The 18,192-nt window shown below is 70.6% G+C and carries 17 protein-coding genes; 13 read left to right on the top strand and 4 right to left on the bottom strand.

What is annotated here, in order from left to right:
* Positions 1-220: 220 nt before the first annotated feature.
* Positions 221-1,459: a methyltransferase C-terminal domain-containing protein gene (locus L2I40_RS00520; RefSeq protein ID WP_272910915.1), complete on the top strand. Its 1,239-nt coding sequence runs from the start codon at positions 221-223 to the stop codon at positions 1,457-1,459.
* Positions 1,460-1,487: 28 nt separating this feature from the next.
* Here L2I40_RS00520 and L2I40_RS00525 read toward each other — a convergent pair whose 3' ends face one another.
* Positions 1,488-2,921, bottom strand: coding sequence for an oligosaccharide flippase family protein (locus tag L2I40_RS00525; RefSeq protein ID WP_237212896.1), 1,434 nt, complete (start codon positions 2,919-2,921; stop codon positions 1,488-1,490).
* A 136-nt stretch (positions 2,922-3,057) separates the two neighbouring features.
* Between L2I40_RS00525 and L2I40_RS00530 the strand changes: the two genes are divergently transcribed.
* The 12 genes from L2I40_RS00530 (at position 3,058) to L2I40_RS00585 (ending at position 15,708) form a co-directional block, all read left to right on the top strand.
* Positions 3,058-3,807 (top strand): glycerophosphodiester phosphodiesterase, encoded by a 750-nt coding sequence (locus L2I40_RS00530; RefSeq protein WP_237212897.1) that lies wholly within the window; start codon positions 3,058-3,060, stop codon positions 3,805-3,807.
* An 82-nt stretch (positions 3,808-3,889) separates the two neighbouring features.
* Positions 3,890-4,696, top strand: a complete 807-nt coding sequence (locus L2I40_RS00535; protein ID WP_237212898.1) for an ABC transporter ATP-binding protein — start codon at positions 3,890-3,892, stop codon at positions 4,694-4,696.
* The gene (locus L2I40_RS00540; protein ID WP_237212899.1) at positions 4,693-6,597 is read left to right on the top strand and encodes an AMP-binding protein; all 1,905 of its coding nucleotides are present in this window, start codon (positions 4,693-4,695) and stop codon (positions 6,595-6,597) included. The genes L2I40_RS00535 and L2I40_RS00540 overlap by 4 nt, the downstream gene beginning before the upstream one ends.
* A gap of 14 nt (positions 6,598-6,611) precedes the next feature.
* Positions 6,612-7,505 carry a branched-chain amino acid ABC transporter permease gene (locus tag L2I40_RS00545; RefSeq protein ID WP_237212900.1) on the top strand — a complete coding sequence of 298 codons (894 nt, stop codon included), beginning with the start codon at positions 6,612-6,614 and terminating at the stop codon, positions 7,503-7,505.
* The gene (locus tag L2I40_RS00550; RefSeq protein ID WP_237212901.1) at positions 7,505-8,578 is read left to right on the top strand and encodes a branched-chain amino acid ABC transporter permease; all 1,074 of its coding nucleotides are present in this window, start codon (positions 7,505-7,507) and stop codon (positions 8,576-8,578) included. The genes L2I40_RS00545 and L2I40_RS00550 overlap by 1 nt, the downstream gene beginning before the upstream one ends.
* A gap of 23 nt (positions 8,579-8,601) precedes the next feature.
* Complete coding sequence (locus L2I40_RS00555; RefSeq protein WP_237212902.1) at positions 8,602-9,891, top strand: ABC transporter substrate-binding protein; 1,290 nt, start codon at positions 8,602-8,604, stop codon at positions 9,889-9,891.
* Positions 9,888-10,727: an ABC transporter ATP-binding protein gene (locus tag L2I40_RS00560; protein WP_237212903.1), complete on the top strand. Its 840-nt coding sequence runs from the start codon at positions 9,888-9,890 to the stop codon at positions 10,725-10,727. Before L2I40_RS00555 ends, L2I40_RS00560 begins: the two co-directional genes overlap by 4 nt.
* Positions 10,724-11,950: a phenylacetate--CoA ligase family protein gene (locus tag L2I40_RS00565; protein ID WP_237212904.1), complete on the top strand. Its 1,227-nt coding sequence runs from the start codon at positions 10,724-10,726 to the stop codon at positions 11,948-11,950. Before L2I40_RS00560 ends, L2I40_RS00565 begins: the two co-directional genes overlap by 4 nt.
* Entirely contained in the window at positions 11,947-13,569 is a 1,623-nt protein-coding gene (locus L2I40_RS00570) for an acyl-CoA synthetase (RefSeq protein WP_456305720.1), read from the top strand. Before L2I40_RS00565 ends, L2I40_RS00570 begins: the two co-directional genes overlap by 4 nt.
* A gap of 5 nt (positions 13,570-13,574) precedes the next feature.
* Positions 13,575-14,747 (top strand): isovaleryl-CoA dehydrogenase, encoded by a 1,173-nt coding sequence (locus tag L2I40_RS00575; protein WP_237212905.1) that lies wholly within the window; start codon positions 13,575-13,577, stop codon positions 14,745-14,747.
* Positions 14,748-14,827: 80 nt separating this feature from the next.
* Positions 14,828-15,244 carry a rhodanese-like domain-containing protein gene (locus L2I40_RS00580; protein ID WP_237212906.1) on the top strand — a complete coding sequence of 139 codons (417 nt, stop codon included), beginning with the start codon at positions 14,828-14,830 and terminating at the stop codon, positions 15,242-15,244.
* A 5-nt stretch (positions 15,245-15,249) separates the two neighbouring features.
* The gene (locus tag L2I40_RS00585; protein WP_237212907.1) at positions 15,250-15,708 is read left to right on the top strand and encodes a DUF3237 domain-containing protein; all 459 of its coding nucleotides are present in this window, start codon (positions 15,250-15,252) and stop codon (positions 15,706-15,708) included.
* 3 nt (positions 15,709-15,711) lie between these two features.
* Here L2I40_RS00585 and L2I40_RS00590 read toward each other — a convergent pair whose 3' ends face one another.
* From L2I40_RS00590 to L2I40_RS00600, 3 genes are all read right to left on the bottom strand, one after another.
* Complete coding sequence (locus tag L2I40_RS00590; RefSeq protein WP_237212908.1) at positions 15,712-16,386, bottom strand: amino acid ABC transporter permease; 675 nt, start codon at positions 16,384-16,386, stop codon at positions 15,712-15,714.
* A gap of 4 nt (positions 16,387-16,390) precedes the next feature.
* Complete coding sequence (locus L2I40_RS00595; RefSeq protein ID WP_237212909.1) at positions 16,391-17,071, bottom strand: amino acid ABC transporter permease; 681 nt, start codon at positions 17,069-17,071, stop codon at positions 16,391-16,393.
* 154 nt (positions 17,072-17,225) lie between these two features.
* Complete coding sequence (locus L2I40_RS00600; protein WP_237212910.1) at positions 17,226-18,077, bottom strand: transporter substrate-binding domain-containing protein; 852 nt, start codon at positions 18,075-18,077, stop codon at positions 17,226-17,228.
* Between the last annotated feature and the right edge of the window lie 115 nt (positions 18,078-18,192).

Here is an 18,192-nt window from a genome sequence, read left to right on the forward strand (position 1 = left end):
CGCTCGACAGGGTGCGGTCGGCCGTTACGCCGCACTTCGCCATCGCATCTGCGTGAGACGGGAAACCGTCCCCCTCCGCCTGCCGCTCCTTCTGCCGTTCTGCCCATCACGGGTGAGGAACAACGGGCCAGGAGCTGTGGCGGATGGCGGCACGGATCACGCGGGGTTGCGACGCACCCGTCCTGGCCGGGGCTCCGTCCCTCTTGTGCGGCTGAGCGAGATGCGCGTCGCTGGCTTGGCCCACGCCGCCCTGCCGCCGTCGAGTCATGCGTGGCGTGCACCGGCCTGCCGCGTTTGCGGCGCGCCGGTGACCGAGGCGGTCCTGGATCTCGGCCTTTCGCCCGCGGGCGATGCCGCTGTCCAGATCGGTGCGGCGTCGCCCGTCGTGCTGCATCCGCTGCAGGTGCTCGCCTGTGCCGAATGCGGGCTCGTGCAGCTTGGCGAACACGACGGCGCGAGTGCGGGGACGTGCGAGATGCGCTCCCGACCCGCCTGTGGCGGCCGCCAACTGGCCGCGCGGCTCGTGGAGCGGCTCGGGCTCGGCGCCGAGACGGAGGCCATCGTGCACGGCGCGGATGAGGAGGCGCTTGCCGCCGGCCTTGCCGCATCCGGCGCCGCCGTTCTCGCCCTTGCGGGCGATGCTCAGGCGCGTGGCCGCGGCGGCGCGGTCTTCGGCAGCGGGCTCGCGCGGCGCCTGCGTGGCGTCGGGCATGCCCCCGCGCTGATCTGCGCGCGCCGCGCGCTGGCCGAGGCGCCTGATCCGCACGACCTTGCTGCCGGGTGGCGCATCCTGCTCGCGCCGGGCGGAACGCTGGTGGCGGAGGTTCCGAACCTGCTCCGCCTGGTGGACGAGTGTCGCCTCGATGCGATCAGCCTCGAGCGCCGGTCCTACTTCTCTCTCGCGACCCTCGAGATGCTGCTCGCCGAGCACCGCCTGGCGGTGTTCGACCTGGAGGATGCTGTCGGCGAGGAGCCCGCGCTGCGGGTCTTCGTCCGCCACCTCGAGGATCACGCCAGGCCCGTCACGGCAGCCGTCGCCGACTGGCGCGAGGCGGAACTGCGCGCCGGCCTGCATCGCGCGGCGCGCCGGCAGCGCTTCGCGGCAGAGGTCGCGGACGCGAAATGCGCGCTGCTCGACTTCCTGATCGGACTGCGGGCGGCCGGCCGGCGCGTGCTCGGCTTCGGGGCGCCGCCAGGAGCGGACCGACTGCTGTCCTATTGTGGCATCGGGCCGGACTTGCTGCCCTGCGTCGTCGACCCGCTTCCGGGCCGGCACGGCCTGCTGCTGCCGGCCAGCCGGATCCCCGTGCTGCCGCCATCGGCGCTACGCGAGGCACGTCCGGATGTCCTGCTGCTGCTCGGCTGGTCCGGCCCCCGCCCGCGGCCCGAGGACACCGAGGCGGAGGCCGACCGCGACGTCCGGCTGGCGCTCCCGCTGCCGCGCATCGCCCTGCTCTGAGGCCGGCGCCTCCTGGGGATGGCGACGATCAAGCGGCGGCCGGCGCTGGCTGCGGCAGCAGCGCGCGGGGCAGCCTGCCGCCGAGCATGATCCAGGCGAGCGCGACATAGACAGCCGCGCCGATCGCCGTGGACGCCAGCAGTTCCGGTCCCGCGGGAAGCTGTACCAACGCCTCGAAGGCCAGCACCGTCGCGGCCATGCCGGTCGTGGCGACGATCGCCGGCGCGATCCGGCGGAGCAGCCAGCCAAGCGGCCGTCCGACCTCGCGCAGCGCGAGCCAGGTCAGCAGCGGTGGCAGCACCAGGCTCTGCGACGCCCAGGCAAGCGCCGCCATGGTCGGCGTGCCGGGCTGGAGGAGGATCAGGGCCGAGAGAGCCACCGACATGGCTCCGAGGTTCACGTAGAGGTTCCAGCGCGCCTTCCCCCTGGCGACGAACAAGCTGATCGTATCGCCATGTACGAAGGTGAGCAGCGCCGTCGCACCGACGATCTGCGCCGCCTGCGCCGCGCCGGCCCAGTCAGGTCCGAGCAGGGCCTGCACGAGATACGGCGCCGTCAGCGCGATGCCCGCCGCGATCGGCATGCCGAGCAGGGCCTGCAACTGGGCCAGGTCGCCGAAGGCTTCCGCCATGCGCTCCCGGTCGCCCTGCATCGCGCAGAGCCGTGGCATCGCGATCCGTCCCGTCGATTGCCAGACCACGATCAGCGCTGCGTCCAGCATGCGGAAGGCGAAGTGGCTGATCGCCACCACGGCCTCGTTCGCCGCCAGGCCGAGCGCTAGCAGGAACAGCCGGTAGCGCCCGGCCAGCACCACGACCGCCATCACCTGCGGCACCGCGACCGGCCAGAGATCGGCCAGCGCGCGGCGGTCGATGGCGATGCGCAGCGCGACCCGGCTCAACAGCAGCATGAGGAGGAAGCTGGTGAGCGAGGCCACCGCCTGGTTGCCCACCATCGCCCAGGCACCGTGCCCCTCGGCCGCCAGCCAGAGGCCGATCGCCAGGGCGAGCGGCTGTCCGATCAGGACGCGGCTGGCCAGCAGCCCGAACCGATGCTCCCGCAGGACCAGACCCGACGTCGCGCCGGCGAAGGCCGATAGGGGAAGCAGGGGCGCGAGGGCGAGGCACAGGACCTCGACGCCAGGCGCCCCGGACCAGCGCGCGAGCAGGGGGGCGGCCAGCGCGAGCACGGCGCCGGCTGCCGCGCCCACCAGGAAGGCAACGGTAAGCGCGCTGGCGATGTGGCGCCGTTCGGGCCGGCGGCTCTGGATCAGCGCGTCGGTGAACAAAGTGGCGCCCGGCAGGTCGAGCAGGGCGAAGGCCGCGATGGCGATCATCCCGGTGCCGGCCGCCTCCGGCCCGATGACGCGGCCGATCACGAGCATCGACAGGAGGGAGAAGACGGCAGCGGTCGCCGTCTCCGCCAGCACCCAGGCAGGGGATCGGGAGTTGGGGAGTCGCAAGCGGGATCCCTTGGGCCGGACGGTCTCGACGCCGCGGCGTGGCTCACACCCCCCGGCGGGAGGCAGAGCGCACGGATACGGCAACGGTTCCGTCCCGGTCTGGATTCGCCGCCGCCGCGGCGCCACCATGGCGCGCATGACGCACGCAACATTGATCGCCGCGCATCGCGGCGGCCTTTTCCTCTGGCCCGAGAACAGCGCGCTCGCCTTCCGGGAAGCTGCCGGCCTCGCGCTGGAGCAGGCGGAGTGCGACGTGCACATGACGGCCGATGGCGAGGTCGTCGTGATGCACGACGCGACGCTCGACCGCACCACCGATGCCACGGGTCCAGTGGCGGCGAGGACCGCGGCCGAGTTCCGCCAGACGCGAGTGCGCGGAACCGCGGGCGAGGCACCGCCGACGCTCGCCGAGTATCTCGCCATCCTGGGCGCGAGCCCCGTTGCGCCGCGGATCGAGATCAAGGGGGACGGCGCTCGCCGGCCCTATCCGGGCATCGTGCGCCGGACCCTCGCGCTGCTGGACGCGGCGCGGCAGCGGGAGCGCAGCTGGATCATCGGGTTCAACGCCGAGACGATGGCAGAGGCGCAGGCAGCCGGCGGCCTCGCAGGCGTCGCCTGGCTGGTGGAGATCCCGACGCTCACCGACCTCGGGCTCGATGCCGTCATCGAGGTGGCGCGCGCGCGCGGCTTCGCGGAGATCGGCATGCATGAAAGCGTGCTGGACGCAGCGCTGGTCGGGCGGCTGCGCGCTGCGGGCCTCGGAATCGGCACCTGGGGCGCCAACCACGAGGCCTCGATCCGGCGCATGCTCGATCTTCGCGTGGACATCTTCGCCAGCGACGACCCGCCCCTGGCGATCCGGTTGCGGGCCGAGCGCGGGGGGTGAGACGCGGCGGGTTGCCGCCGCGCGCGATGCACAGCTAGACTTTCTCCCAAGACGAGGAACACGTCGAAGGGAGCACGTCCGGGTGGCAGAGGCGCCGATCCTCGCGGCCGAGCATGTCAGCCTGCGCTTCGGTGGCGTGCGGGCGCTGACCGACGTCTCCTTCGAGGTTCGGCCAGGCGAGATCTTCTCGATCATCGGCCCGAACGGAGCCGGCAAGACCTCCATGGTGAACTGCGTCTCCGGCCGCTACCGGCCGACCGAGGGGCGCGTCACCTTCGAGGGGCAGGACATCACGCGCCTCGGGCCCAACCGCCGCGCCTCGCTCGGCATCGGCCGCACCTTCCAGAACCTGGCGCTGTTCGGGCACATGAGCGTGCTCGACAACATCATGGTCGGCCGGCACCACCTGCTGAAGGCCGGCTTCCTGCGCGGCATGCTGTACTGGATCGGCGGCGCGCAGCGGGAAGAACTGGAGCACCGCCGCGAGGTCGAGGAGATCATCGACTTCCTCGAGATCCAGCATGTCCGCAAGGCTCCTGCCGGCACGCTGCCTTACGGGCTGCGCAAGCGCGTCGAACTGGCGCGTGCCATGGCGGTGAAGCCGAAGCTGATCCTGCTGGATGAGCCGATGGCGGGCATGAACCTCGAGGAGAAGGAGGACATGGCCCGCTTCATCGTGGACCTGAACGAGGAGTGGGGCATGACCGTGCTGATGATCGAGCACGACATGGGCGTGGTGATGGACATCAGCCACCGCGTGATGGTGCTTGATTTCGGCCGCAAGATCGCGGAGGGGCGACCGGAAGAGGTGCTGGCCGACCCGCATGTGCGCCGCGCCTATCTCGGCGAGGCGGACGAGGTGACGCAGCCGGCGGAGGAAACCGTGTGAGCGCCGATCTCGACACGCTCCCGAAGCTGCTCGCGCACAACGCCGCGCATCACGGCGGCGAGGTGGCGCTCCGGGAGAAGCAGTTCGGCATCTGGCGCAGCCTGACCTGGGCGGAGTACCAAGAGCGAACCCGCGCCATCGCGCTCGGCCTCGCCCGCCTCGGCATTGGTGAGGGCGACGTCGTCGGGCTGATCGGCGACAACCGTCCCGAATGGGTGATGGGCGAGATCGCGGCGCATGCGGTGCGCGCGCGTTCCCTTGGCATCTACCGCGACGCCCTCGACGATGAGGTCGCCTATCTCCTGGCCTTCGCCGGCGCCAAGATCGTGCTGGCCGAGGACGAGGAGCAGGTCGACAAGCTGCTCAACATCTCGGACCGCGTGCCGACGCTCGAGCACATCGTCTATGCCGATCCGCGCGGCATGCGGAAGTACAGCGATCCGCGCCTGCTGCCGTTGGAAACCCTGATCAAGCAGGGGCTCGAGCACGGGCTCGCGCAGCCGCGCCTCTACGAGGAGATGGTGGCCGCGACGCAGGCGGAGGACATCGCGATCCTCTGCACCACCTCCGGCACCACGGCGCGCCCGAAGCTCGCGATGCTGACCTCGGGCGCGCTGGTCCGGCACTGCCGCGCCTATCTCAAGGCCGATCCGAAGGGGCCACAGGACGAATACGTCTCGGTCCTGCCGCTGCCCTGGATCATGGAGCAGATCTACGTCCTCGGCTGGGGCCTGATCTCCCGCATGAAGGTCAACTTCGTCGAGGAGCCCGAGACGATGATGGCCGATTTCCGCGAGATCGGCCCGACCTTCGTCCTCTTCGCCCCGCGTGTCTGGGAAGCGCTCGCGGCCGAGGTGCGCGCGAAGGTGATGGACGCCTCGCCCTTCAAGCGCCGCATGTACGACCTCGGCATGCGGATGGGCCTCGAGGCGGTGGACAAGGGGCAACGCTCGTCACCGGCCGACATGCTGCTGTTCCGCGCGCTCCGCGACCGGCTCGGCTTCTCGCGCCTGACCTCGGCGGCCACCGGCGGCGCGGCGCTCGGCCCCGACACCTTCCGATTCTTCCAGGCCATGGGCGTCCCGCTGCGGCAGCTCTACGGCCAGACGGAGCTGCTCGGCGCCTACACGCTGCACCGCGCGGGCGAGGTGGATTTCGACAGCGTCGGCGTGGAGTTCGACGAGACGATCGAGCTCCGCATCGATCAGCCCGACCCGAACGGCGTCGGCGAGATCGTGACGCGCCATCCGAACATGTTCAGCGGCTATCTCGGCGTGAACGACAACCCGGACCTGCGCGAGGGCTGGCTGCACACGGGCGACGCGGGCTACCGCCGCCCGGATGGCCGGCTCGTCGTGATCGACCGGATCAAGGACATCGCCGAGACCACCGGCGGCGACCGCTTCAGCCCGCAATACATCGAGAACAAGCTGAAATTCAGCCCCTATGTGGCGGAGGCCGTCGTGCTCGGCGCAGGCAAGCCGCACCTCGCGGCGATGATCTGCATCCGCTTCCCGATCGTGAGCAAATGGGCGGAGCGCAACCGCATCGCCTTCACCACCTACTCCGACCTCTCCGCGAGGCCGCAAGTGCTCGACCTGCTGCGCGCCGAGGTCGCGAAGGTCAACGCGACGCTCCCGCCGGCCCAGCAGCTCCGTGAATTCGTCCTGCTCTACAAGGAGCTCGACGCCGACGACGAGGAGCTGACCCGCACCCGTAAGGTGCGCCGCGGCGTCATCGCCCAGAAATACGGCGACATCATCGAGGCGATCTACCGCGGCGACCCGGCCATCCCGGTGGACACGACCATCACCTTCCAGGACGGCACGAAGCAGCGCATCCGCACCACGCTCACGGTGGCGCGGATGGATGCCGCGCGTCCCGCGCTGGCGGCCGAGTAGGGAAGGGCGCGCGTATGGACCTGAACCTGCTGGTGCAGCTCACGCTGAACGGGCTGATCGTCGGCACGCTCTACGGCGTCGTCGCGATGAGCTTCGTGCTGATCTACAAGGCATCCCAGGTGGTGAACTTCGCCCAGGGCGAGTTCCTGCTGGTCGGCGCCTGGGTCTGCTGGTGGTTCCTGGTGGATTGGCAGCTGCCCTTCTGGGCGGGCTTCCTGTTCACGCTGGTGTTCATGACGCTGTTCGGCCTCGTGCTGCAGGTCGTCGTGCTGCGGCCGCTGATCGGCGAGCCGGTGATCAGCGTGATCATGGCGACCATTGGCCTCGGCATCTTCTTCCAGGCGCTGATGAAGTGGATCTTCGGCGTCTTCGCCAAGCCCTTCCCGCCGATCTTTCCGGTGGAGCGCGTGCAGGTCCTGGGGCTGGAGGTACAGACGGTCTACCTGCTGTCGCTCGGCATCTCGCTGCTCATCATGCTGGCCTTTGCCTGGTTCTTCACCTCCTCGAAGCACGGGCTGGCGATGCGGGCGACCGCCTTCGACCAGCAGGTCGCGCAGTCGCTCGGCGTCTCCGTGCCCAAGGTCTTCGCGATGTCCTGGGCGATCTCGGCAGTGGTGTCCGCGGTCGCCGGCGTCGTGGTCGGCGTGGTGAACGGCGTCTCCTCGGCGCTCTCCTTCTACGGGATCAAGGTCTTCCCGGCGGTGATCCTGGGCGGGCTCGATTCCATCCTCGGCGCGGTGCTGGGCGGCATCATCATCGGGCTGCTGGAGAACTGGGCCCACTACGTCGACAGCCAGTGGCTGAACTGGGGCAACATGTTCCAGATCGCGCCCTTCTACGCGCTGGTGCTGATCCTGATGCTGAAGCCCTACGGGCTGTTCGGCACGAAGAACATCGAGCGCGTCTGATGGCCACCGTCTCCCTGCACCCGGCCGGCGACTACCGCACCACCTACGCCGCCGACACGACGATCTTCCCGACGCGCAACAGCCGCATCGCGATGATCCTCGGCATCGCGCTGCTCTGCCTCTGCCCGCTGCTGCTCGGGCGGTGGGAGCTGTCGCTGATGATCAACATCGGCATCCTCGGCATCGCCGCCCTCGGCCTCAACATCCTGGTCGGCTTCACCGGCCAGATCTCGATCGGCCATGCGGCCTTCTTCGGGGTCGGCGCCTTCGCCTCCGCCTGGCTGCACGAGGCCTTCCACATCCCGGTCTGGGCCTGCATCCCGCTCGCCGGCGTCATCACCGCCTTCGTCGGTCTGGTCTTCGGTGCGCCGGCCGCGCGGCTGAAGGGCCTCTATCTCGCCATCGCGACGCTCGCGGCGCAGTTCATCCTGGAGGATTTCTTCGCCCGCGCCCGCTGGTTCACCGGCGGCGTCGCCGGCCGCATCACCGAGCCGCTGGTGCTCTTCGGCTACGCCTTCGATCGGGAGGAGAGCTACTTCTACGTCGTGCTGTTCTTCGTGGTGGTGATGTTCGTCGGCGCCGCGAACCTGATGCGCACCCGCGACGGGCGGGCGCTGGTCGCAGTGCGCGACCACTACCTCTCGGCCGAGATCATGGGCATCAACCTGGCCTATTACCGCACGCTGAGCTTCGCGATCTCCTCGCTCTACGCCGGCATCGGCGGCGCGCTCTACGCGCACTACCTGATGTTCGTCAGCGTGGAGGCGTTCAACATCCTCTTCTCCATCCAGTTCCTCGGGATGGTGATCATCGGCGGGCTCGGCAGCGTGATGGGCAGCCTGATGGGGGCGGCGTTCATGGTGCTGCTGCCGGAGGTCGTCCAAGGGCTGGCGGATGCGCTCTCGGGCGGCGCCATCGATCGCGCGCTCAAGCTCGGCACCTCGATCAACTACCTGCGCGAGATGGCGCTGGGCGCGGCCATCATCCTGTTCCTGATCTTCGAGCCGGACGGCCTCGCGCGGCGCTGGCGCCTGATCAAGGCGTATTGGAAGCTCTACCCGTACTCGCATTGAACAACAGGGGAGGACGACAAGAGATGATCACACGCAAGACCCTGCTGGCCGCCGTGGGCGCGCTGGCCATCGCGCTGCCGGCCAGCGCGCAGCAGCGCATCCCGGTCGGCCATCTGATGGACAATTCGGGGCCCACCTCCGACGTCGGCGTGCCCTATGGCGAGGGCGTGCGCGACGCGCTGAACTGGGTGAACCAGTCGCGCAACGGCATCGCCGGGCGCCAGCTCAACGTCTCGGGCTTCGACTACGGCTACCAGGCGCCGCGCGCCATCAGCCAGTACCAGGCCTGGTCGCGCGACCGCGTTGTCGCGATCCAGGGCTGGGGCACCGTGGACACCGAGGCGCTGATCCGCTTCGTCACCCGCGACCGTATCCCCTATATCTCCGGCTCCTACTCCGCCGCGCTGACCGATGCGGCCGGCAGGTCCGGCCGCCCGGGCGTCGAAGCGGCGCCCTTCAACTTCTTCTACGGCCCGTCCTACTCCGACGCGCTGCGCGCGATGCTGATCTGGGCGCAGCGCGACTGGCAGGCGCGCGGCCAGCAGGGCCGTCCGCGCTACGTGCATATGGGCGCCAACCATCCCTATCCGAACTCGCCGAAGGAAGCCGGCGAGACGCTGGCGCGCGAGCTCGGCTTCGAGGTGCTGCCGGCCATCCAGTTCGCGCTGACGCCCGGCGACTACACCGCGCAATGCCTGACGCTGCGCCAGCAGGGCGCCAACTACGCCTATCTCGGCAACACCGCGGGGTCGAACATCTCGGTCCTGCGCGCCTGCCAGACGGCCGGCGTGCAGGTGCAGTTCCTCGGCAATGTCTGGGGCATGGACGAGAACGCGATGAAGGCCGCCGGCACCGCCGCGAACGGCGTCGTCTTCCCGGTCCGCACCGCCTCCGTCTGGGGCCAGGACGCGCCGGGCATGCAGAACGTCCGCGCCATCTCGCGCACCTCGGACAGCTCGGGCAACGCCTATCGCCCGGTGCACTACCTGGCCGGCATCTGCAGCGCGATGCTGATGGTGGAGGCGATGGAGCACGCGGCCGCGAATGGCGGCCAGGTCACCGGCGAGCGGATCCGCGAGGGCTTCTACGCGCGTCAGAACTGGGTGCCGCGTGGCTTCGAAGGCGTCTGCAACCCCTCGACCTTCACCCCCGAGGATCACCGCGGGACGCTGCGCGTGCAGCTGTACCGCTCCGTCGTCACCGGCAACACCGCGCAGGGCAGCGTCGATGAGCTGATGCGCGCCGGCACCATGCGCCTCGAGCCGGTCACCACGGTCGAGCTCGAGCGGCGTCGCGACTGGCTCGGCTGGTGAGCGAGGCGCCGACCCTCGACCGCAAGGCTCCTCCGCCCCCGGCGGAGGAGCCGCTGCTCGAGGTCAACAACATCGAGGTCGTCTACAACGACGTCATCCTCGTGCTGCGCGGCCTCTCGCTCGCAGTTCCCAAGGGGAAGATCGTCGCCCTGCTCGGCGCCAACGGCGCGGGCAAGTCCACCACCCTCAAGGCCATCTCCGGTCTCCTCAAGACCGAGGAGGGCGAGGTCACCCGCGGCGACATCCGCTTCGCGGGAGAGCGCATCAACGGCGTCGAGGCGCATCAGATCGTCCGCAAGGGCATCTTCCAGGTGATGGAAGGCCGGCGGATCGTCGCCGACATGACCTGCCTGGAGAACCTGCGCCTCGGCGCCTTCACGCGCAGCGACGGCGACGTGAAGCGCGACATCGAGATGGTCTACGCCTATTTCCCGCGTCTCAAGGAACGCACCGGCCTCGCCGGCTATCTCTCGGGCGGGGAGCAGCAGATGCTCGCCATCGGCCGGGCGCTGATGGCGCGTCCGAAGCTGATCCTGATGGACGAGCCCTCCATGGGCCTCTCGCCGCTGCTGGTGAAGGAGGTCTTCGGCATCATCCGCCGCCTGAACGAGGAGCTCGGCATCACCATCCTGCTGGTCGAGCAGAATGCGCGCATGGCGCTCTCCGTCGCCTCCTTCGGCTACGTCATGGAACAGGGCAAGGTCGTGCTGGACGGCACGGCGGAAGCTCTGGCGAACAACGAGGACGTGAAGGAATTCTACCTCGGCGGCCATGGCGCCGAGCGGAAGTCCTTCCGCAACCTGAAGTCGTTCAAGCGACGGAAGCGCTGGCTGTGACCGACTTCCACGACGGGCTTGAGACCCGCAGCGCCTCGGCCCGCGCTGCCGCGCTCTCCGTCCAGCTACCGGCCGCGGTCGCGCGGGCGCAGCTCTCGCCCGCCTATCACGACTTGCTGCACGACGTGCACCCTGAGGGCGTGGTGGATCTCGAGGTGCTGTCCCACCTCCCGGTCACGCGCAAATCCGAGCTGATCCGCCTGCAGGCGGAGACCCCGCCGCTTGGCGGCTTCAACGTGACGCCGCTGCGCGACCTGTCCCGCATTTTCGCCTCGCCCGGCCCGATTTACGAGGCCCAGGCGGATGGTGCCGACCCGTGGCGCTTCGCCCGCGCGCTGCATGCCACGGGGCTGCGCCGGGGCATGCTTCTGCACAACTGCTTCGCCTACCACTTCACGCCGGCGGGGATGATGCTGGAGAGCGGGGCGCGCGCCCTCGGCTGTCCCGTCTTCCCGGCGGGCCCCGGCAACACCGAGGCGCAGGCCCGGGCCGCCGCGCATCTGCGCCCCGTCTGCTACGCCGGCACGCCCGATTACCTGAAGGCGATCCTGGAGGCGGGCGACGCGCTCGGGCTCGACCTGTCCAGCTTCCGGATCGGCCACGTCACCGGCGGGGCCTACCTGCCCGCGCTGCGTAGCTTCTACGCCGAACGCGGCCTGACCGTGCTGCAGAGCTACGGCACCGCCGATCTCGGCCTGATCGCCTATGAATCCGAGGCCCGCGAGGGGCTGATCGTCGACGAGGGCGTGCTGGTCGAGATCGTCCGCCCCGGCACCGGCGATCCCGTGCCGGAAGGCGAGGCGGGCGAGGTGCTCGTGACCACGCTCGACAGCCCCGACCCGCTGATCCGCTTCGCCACCGGCGACCTCTCCGCGATCCTGCCCGGGCCCTCGCCCTGCGGCCGCACCAATATGCGGATCAAGGGCTGGATGGGCCGCGCCGACCAGGCGACCAAGGTGCGCGGCCTCTTCGTGCGTCCCGAGCAGGTCGCCGAGGTGCTGCGCGCCCATCCCGGCCTCGGCCGCGCGCGGCTCGTGGTCGGCAGCGCCGAGGGCCGCGACACCATGGCGCTGCATGTCGAGACGCCGGTGCGCGACGCGGCCCTGGTCGAAAGCCTGGCCGCGTCGCTGCAGGGCATCACGCGCCTGCGTGGTGAGGTGCGGCTGGAGGAGCCGGGCGCTCTGCCGAACGACGGCAAGGTCATCGAGGACAGGCGGGGGTGAGCACGGCGCTGCTCCCGCCTGGGGACAGCTACGACGAGGTCCGCGCGCGCTTCCGCTGGGACATCCCCGCGCGCTGCAACATCGCGCAGGAGGCCTGCGAGCGCTGGGTGGGCTCGGGCCGGACCGCGCTGATGCATCTCCGCGAGGACGGCGTCGAGCGGATCTCCTTCGACGAGTTGCACCGGCGGACGTGCCGGCTCGCCAATCTGCTCGAGGCGCAGGGCATCGCGCGCGGCGACCGCATCGGCGTGCTGCTGCCGCAATCGCCCGAGGCTGCGGTCGCCCATCTCGCCGCCTACCGCATCGGCGCGATCGCCGTGCCGCTGTTTCTCCTGTTCGGCGAGGACGCGCTGGAGTACCGGCTGGCGGATTGTGGCGCCGCTGCGCTGCTCACCGACGCGGCGGGCCTCGAGAAGATCGCCGCCATCCGCGACCAGCTGCCGGCGCTGCGTTGCGTGCTGGCCGTCGGTGGCGGCGGCGGCGCGCTCGACCTCGGCGCCGGGATGGCGCGCGCGAAGGACAGCCACGCCTGCGCCGCGACCGGCCCGGACGATCCGGCGCTGATCATCTACACCTCCGGCACCACGGGCAGCCCGAAGGGCGCGCTGCACGGCCACCGCGTGCTGCGCGGCCACCTTCCGGGCGTCGAGCTGCCGCAGGAGCGCTTCCCGCAGCCGGGCGACCTGTTCTGGACGCCCGCCGACTGGGCCTGGATCGGCGGCCTGCTCGACGTGCTGCTGCCGTCGTTGTTCCACGGCGTCCCCGTGCTTGCGCATCGCATGGCGAAATTCGACCCGGAATTCGCCTTTCGCCTGATGGCCGACCACGGCGTGCGCAACGCCTTCCTGCCGCCGACCGCGCTCAAGATGCTGCGCGCCGTGCCCGATCCCGCGCGCTTCGGCCACCGCCTGCGCAGCCTCGGCTCGGGCGGCGAGACGCTCGGCGCCGAGGTGCTGGACTGGGGCCGCTCTGCCTTCGGCCTGACGATCAACGAGTTCTACGGCCAGACCGAGTGCAACCTGGTGGTCTCCAACAGCGCCGCCCTCTTCCCGGTGAAGCCCGGCAGCATGGGCCGCGCCGTGCCGGGCCACGAGGTCGCGATCCTCGGCGCCGACGGCGCCCCCGTGCCGCCCGGCACGGAAGGCGCGATCGCGATCCGTGCGCCGGACCCCGTCATGTTCCTCGGCTACTGGAACAAGCCGGAGGCCACGCGCGAGAAGTTCCGGGGCGACTGGCTGCTCACCGGGGACCGCGGCCTCACGGACGAGGAGGGCTACCTGAACTTCCTCGGCCGTGACGACGACGTGATCACCTCGGCCGGCTACCGCATCGGGCCCGGCGAGGTGGAGGACTGCCTGCTCCGCCATCCAGCTGTCGCGATGGCCGCGGTGATTGGCCTGCCCGACCCGCTGCGGACGGAGCGCGTGACGGCCGTGATCGTCCCGAAGCCGGGAGTCACGCCGGACGCCACTCTCGCGGCCGGGATCCAGGACTTCGTCCGCACGCGCCTTGCCGCCCACGCCTACCCGCGACAGGTTGAGTTCGCCGACAGCCTGCCGCTGACCGCGACGGGCAAGATCATGCGAGGCGTGCTTCGACGCCAACTCGCCCGGGAGTAGAGCCGATGGCCGCGAACCAGATGCCCATGCTCGACCACGAGCTCGGCGACGAGATCGACGCTTTGCGCGACAGCGTCCGCGCCTTCGCCGATGAGCGTATCGCGCCCATCGCCGCCGAGATCGACCGCACCGACGAGTTCCCGCGCCACCTCTGGCCGGAGATGGGCGCGCTTGGCCTGCATGGCATCACCGTGCCGGAGGAGTATGGCGGCTCCGACATGGGCTACCTCGCCCACACCGTCGCCATGGAGGAGGTGAGCCGGGCGAGCGCCTCCGTGGGCCTGAGCTATGGCGCGCATTCCAACCTCTGCGTGAACCAGATCCGCATCAACGGCACCGAGGAGCAGAAGCGCCGCTACCTGCCGAAGCTCGTCTCCGGCGAGCATCTCGGGGCGCTGGCAATGAGCGAGCCGGGCGCCGGATCCGACGTGGTCTCGATGAAGCTCCGCGCCGAGAAGCGCGGCGACCGCTACGTGCTGAACGGCACCAAGCTCTGGATCACCAACGCCCACTACGCCGAGACGATGGTGGTCTATGCGAAGACCGAGCCGGATGCGGGCCCGAAGGGCATCACCGCCTTCATCGTGGAGCGCGGCTTCAAGGGTTTCCGCCCCGCCCAGAAGCTCGACAAGCTCGGCATGCGCGGCAGCCCGACCAGCGAGCTGGTCTTCGAGGATTGCGAGGTGCCGGAGGAGAACGTGCTCGGCCAGGTGAATGGCGGCGTGCGCGTGCTGATGTCGGGCCTCGACTACGAACGCGCGGTGCTGGCCGCGGGCCCCATCGGCATCCTGCAGGCCTGCCTCGACCTCGTCGTGCCCTACATCCACGACAGGAAGCAGTTCGGGCAGTCGATCGGCGAGTTCCAGTTCATCCAGGGCAAGGTCGCCGACATGTACACGGCGCTGAACGCGACGCGGGCCTATGTCTATGCCGTCGCGCGGGCCTGCGACCGCGGCAAGGCGAGCCGCAAGGACGCCGCCGGCGCGATCCTCTTCGCAGCCGAGGCTGCGACGAAGGCGGCGCTCGACGCCATCCAGATCCTCGGCGGCAATGGCTACATCAACGACTATCCCGCCGGCCGCCTGCTGCGCGACGCCAAGCTCTACGAGATCGGGGCCGGGACCAGCGAGATCCGGCGCCTGCTGATCGGACGCGAGATCTTCCGGGAGACGGCCTGACCCGCGCGGACGGAGGTTGCCCCGCCCCGCGGCGGTCGCCATCTTCCCCCCAACGACACGCCGATCCGGGAGATCTGAACATGGCCGGAGTGCCCGACGTCTCGCCCCGCGCGGCCTGGCAGGAGCTGGCGCGCGAGGAGAACGCGATGCTGGTGGATTGCCGCACCGACGCCGAATGGAACTTCGTCGGCGTCCCCGATCTCGCCGAACTCGGCAAGCAGGCGGTGCTGATCCCCTGGCAGCTCTATCCCAGCATGCAGGTCAATGGCGCCTTCGCCGAGCATCTGCGGCGCGCCGGCGCCACGCCGGAGACGAAGCTCTATTTCATCTGCCGCTCCGGCGCGCGCTCGCTCGCGGCGGGCCAGGCGGCGCAGCAGGCCGGCTTCCCGCATGCCTTCAACGTCGCCGACGGCTTCGAGGGGCCGGTGGATGCCGAAGGGCACCGCGGGACCGTCGCCGGCTGGAAGGCCGACGGCTTGCCCTGGCGGCAGCGGTGAAGCCCGTGCCGCTCCCGCTCGCCACCGAGTTCCTGTTCCGGGTCGAGATGACGGTGGAGCCGACGGTTCTCGGCCCGACCCCGCTCGGCGATCGTCGCGTCGGGCTCATCACCGGCGGCCGCTTCGAGGGGCCGGCGATGCGGGGCGAGGTGCTGCCCGGCGGCGCAGACTGGATGCTGACCGGCCCGGATGGCGCCACGCGGCTCGATGTGCGCGCGGTGCTGCGCGCCGATCATGGGCAACTGGTCGGGATCACCTACACCGGCCTGCGCGCCGGCCCGCCGGAGGTGCTGGCCCGTCTGGCGGCGGGCGAGAGCGTGGACCCTGCCGAGTACTACATGCGCACGGCGATCCGCTTCGAGACCGGGGCGGGGCCGCTCGAATGGCTGAACCGGGTGCTTGCCGTCGCCATCGGCCAGCGGCCGCCGCAGGGGCCGATCTACGACGTGCACGTGATCCGCTGAGGGCTATCGCTGCGCGGCGAGCTTGCGGTCCTCGAGCCGCGACAGCAGCCGCACCAGCGGCCAAAGCAGCAGGAAATAGGCCGCCGCGGCGACCAGGATTGGCGTGGCGTTGAAGGTCACGCTCTGGGCCTGGCGCGCCTGGAAGAGCAGCTCCGGCAACGCGACGACCGAGGCGATCGAGGTCAGCTTCACCACCTCCAGCGTGTTGCCGAGCAGGTCGGGCAGCACGTTCCGCACCGCCTGCGGCAGCACGACGAAGATCCAGACCTGCCAGCGCCGCAGCCCGAGCGCGCGTGCGGCCTCGGCCTGGCCCCGCGGCACGCTCTCGATGCCTGCGCGCAGGATCTCCGCGTAGTAGGCGCCGGTGTTCAGTAGGAAGGCGATCGCGACCGCGCCCCAGGCGCCGAGGTCGAGCCCGGCGAAGGGCAGGCCCGCATAGAGCAGGATCAGCAGCACGAGCGGCGGGATCGCGCGGAAGATGTCGATCATCGCCATCAGCGGCCAGCGCAGCCAGGGCTCCCTGCGCGTCGAGAGCAGGGCGAATCCGACCCCCGCCGCCAGCCCGAGCGGGACGACGAGCAGCGCCAGCAGCACGGTCTGCTGCAGCCCGAGCCAGAGGATCGGCCAGGCGGCGACCGCGATCTCGGCGTTCAGGAAGGCGTCCGCGAAGTCGGCCATCCGATCAGCGGCGCCACGCGAAGCGCGTCTCGACCCAGCGGCCGGCGACCACGACGGGGAGGAACAGCGCGAGATAGGCGGCGGCGCCCAGCATCAGCGGCGTCGGATTGCCCGAGAAGGCCATGCCCGATTGCGCCGCGCCCAGGATCTCCGACACCGCCACCACCGACCCGAGCGCCGTGCCCTTGGTGATCGCGATGGTGCGGTTGGTGAGCGGCGGGACGGCGATGCGGATCGCCTGCGGCAGCACGATGCGGCGGAGGATCGGCAGGAAGCGCAGTCCGAGCGCGCGGCCGGCCTCCCACTGTCCCTTCGGGACCGCGCGGATCGAGCCCCAGAAGATCTCCTCCGCGAAGGCGGTCAGCACCAGCGTGAGTGCCAGCCAGGTGGCCCAGAAGCCCGAGAAGCCGATCCCCGCCGCCGGCAGGCCGAAGTAGATCAGGACGATCAGCACCAGCGGCGGGAGGGCGCGGAACAGGTCGACCAGGAACACGATCGCCCAGTTCAGTGGCCGCACGCCCAGGCAGCGCAGCACCGCTAGCCCGAGGCCGAGCAGCAGGCCGCTGACCACGACCAGCACGGCCAGCGCCACCGTCACGCCGAGCCCTTCCAGGATCTTGGGCCAGTACTCGGCCGCGACGCGCGCGTTCAGGAAGCTGAACGCGAACCCCTCCCAGCCGCTCACGTGTGTGTGTCCTCAGACGCCGGGCGCGGCCTCCGGCCGCTTGGCTTCGCGCAGGCCACTGTTCAGCTGGACGGGATGGCTGGTTTGTGCGCGGCGGCCATTCGGCCGCTCGGCCGGCGCGAGAGAGCGCCGGCCGCCTCTGGTGAAGTCCGGATCAGCACCGCGGCTCGCGCGGGGTCGCGTCGTAGCCGGGGAGGCCGGGAACACCGGTCCCGGGGAAGACCACGTGCTCCGCGTCGTCCTCGGCCGGGGCGGAGCCGAACCATTGCTGCGAGAGCCGTGCGATCGTGCCGTCGCGCTTCATGCATTCCAGCGCGTTCTCGAGCTGCACGCGCAGCGCGGTCGCGCCCATCGGCAGCGGCGCCGACCAATGCGCGCGCGTCTCGCGGATCACGAAGTCCGGCACGAATTGCGGCGTGCGCGTCGCGGCGTAGCGCACCACGGTGTTGCCGCCGAGATTCGCGTAGGCCCGCCCCGAGACGACCGCCTGCACCGCGTCGGGTTGCGTGTCGTAGGTCTGCACGGTGAAGCCGTAGCGCGCCGCATTGGCCTGGGCCCAGGCGTCGTAGGCGCTGCCCTTGTTCACGCTGATCGCCTTGCCCCGCAGCTCGTCCAGGCTCGTGATCGGCGCCGAGCCGCGCCGGATGCCGAACTGAAAGGCGGTGTAGAGGTAGCCCTCGGTGAACAGCATGTTCGCCGCGCGCTCCGCCGTCGCCGTGGTCGGCGCGCACAGGAAGTCGTAGCGCCCGGCATTCATCGCCGGGATCAGGCCGGAGAAGCTGGCGCTGTCCACCACGAGCTCGCGCCCCATGCGGCGCGCCGCCTCGCGGAACAGGTCCACATTGAAGCCCTGCACACCGCCCTGGAGGGTCGGGAAGGCGTGCGGCGCGAAGGTACCGTCCACCGCGCAGCGCAGTGGCGGCTGGCTGCCGGGCGTCGTCCCCTGGGCCAGGGCCGGGCCGGCAAGGCCCAGCGACAGAGCGACCGCAAGCAGGCTGTGGCGCATCGGATCTTCCCTTCCTGCAACCGGTTCCGATGCTTCCACCCGACCAGCCGTTGCGCCACGCCGTGGGCGCATGAGTGGAGAAGAATTCACGCATGCGGCGCCACAATCCGGCCCT

Origin of the sequence: Falsiroseomonas oryziterrae (genome assembly GCF_021864505.1) — a bacterium.
Taxonomy (GTDB): domain Bacteria; phylum Pseudomonadota; class Alphaproteobacteria; order Acetobacterales; family Acetobacteraceae; genus Falsiroseomonas; species Falsiroseomonas oryziterrae.

Bases quoted from the DNA above. Each gene is read 5' to 3' on its own strand.
- L2I40_RS00550 (WP_237212901.1), top strand. From the start codon at position 7,505: ATGGCCACCGTCTCCCTGCACCCGGCCGGCGACTACCGCACCACCTAC.
- L2I40_RS00530 (WP_237212897.1), top strand. From the start codon at position 3,058: ATGACGCACGCAACATTGATCGCCGCGCATCGCGGCGGCCTTTTCCTC.
- L2I40_RS00580 (WP_237212906.1), top strand. From the start codon at position 14,828: ATGGCCGGAGTGCCCGACGTCTCGCCCCGCGCGGCCTGGCAGGAGCTG.
- L2I40_RS00545 (WP_237212900.1), top strand. From the start codon at position 6,612: ATGGACCTGAACCTGCTGGTGCAGCTCACGCTGAACGGGCTGATCGTC.
- L2I40_RS00600 (WP_237212910.1), bottom strand. From the start codon at position 18,077: ATGCGCCACAGCCTGCTTGCGGTCGCTCTGTCGCTGGGCCTTGCCGGC.
- L2I40_RS00520 (WP_272910915.1), top strand. From the start codon at position 221: ATGCGCGTCGCTGGCTTGGCCCACGCCGCCCTGCCGCCGTCGAGTCAT.
- L2I40_RS00590 (WP_237212908.1), bottom strand. From the start codon at position 16,386: ATGGCCGACTTCGCGGACGCCTTCCTGAACGCCGAGATCGCGGTCGCC.
- L2I40_RS00575 (WP_237212905.1), top strand. From the start codon at position 13,575: ATGGCCGCGAACCAGATGCCCATGCTCGACCACGAGCTCGGCGACGAG.
- L2I40_RS00555 (WP_237212902.1), top strand. From the start codon at position 8,602: ATGATCACACGCAAGACCCTGCTGGCCGCCGTGGGCGCGCTGGCCATC.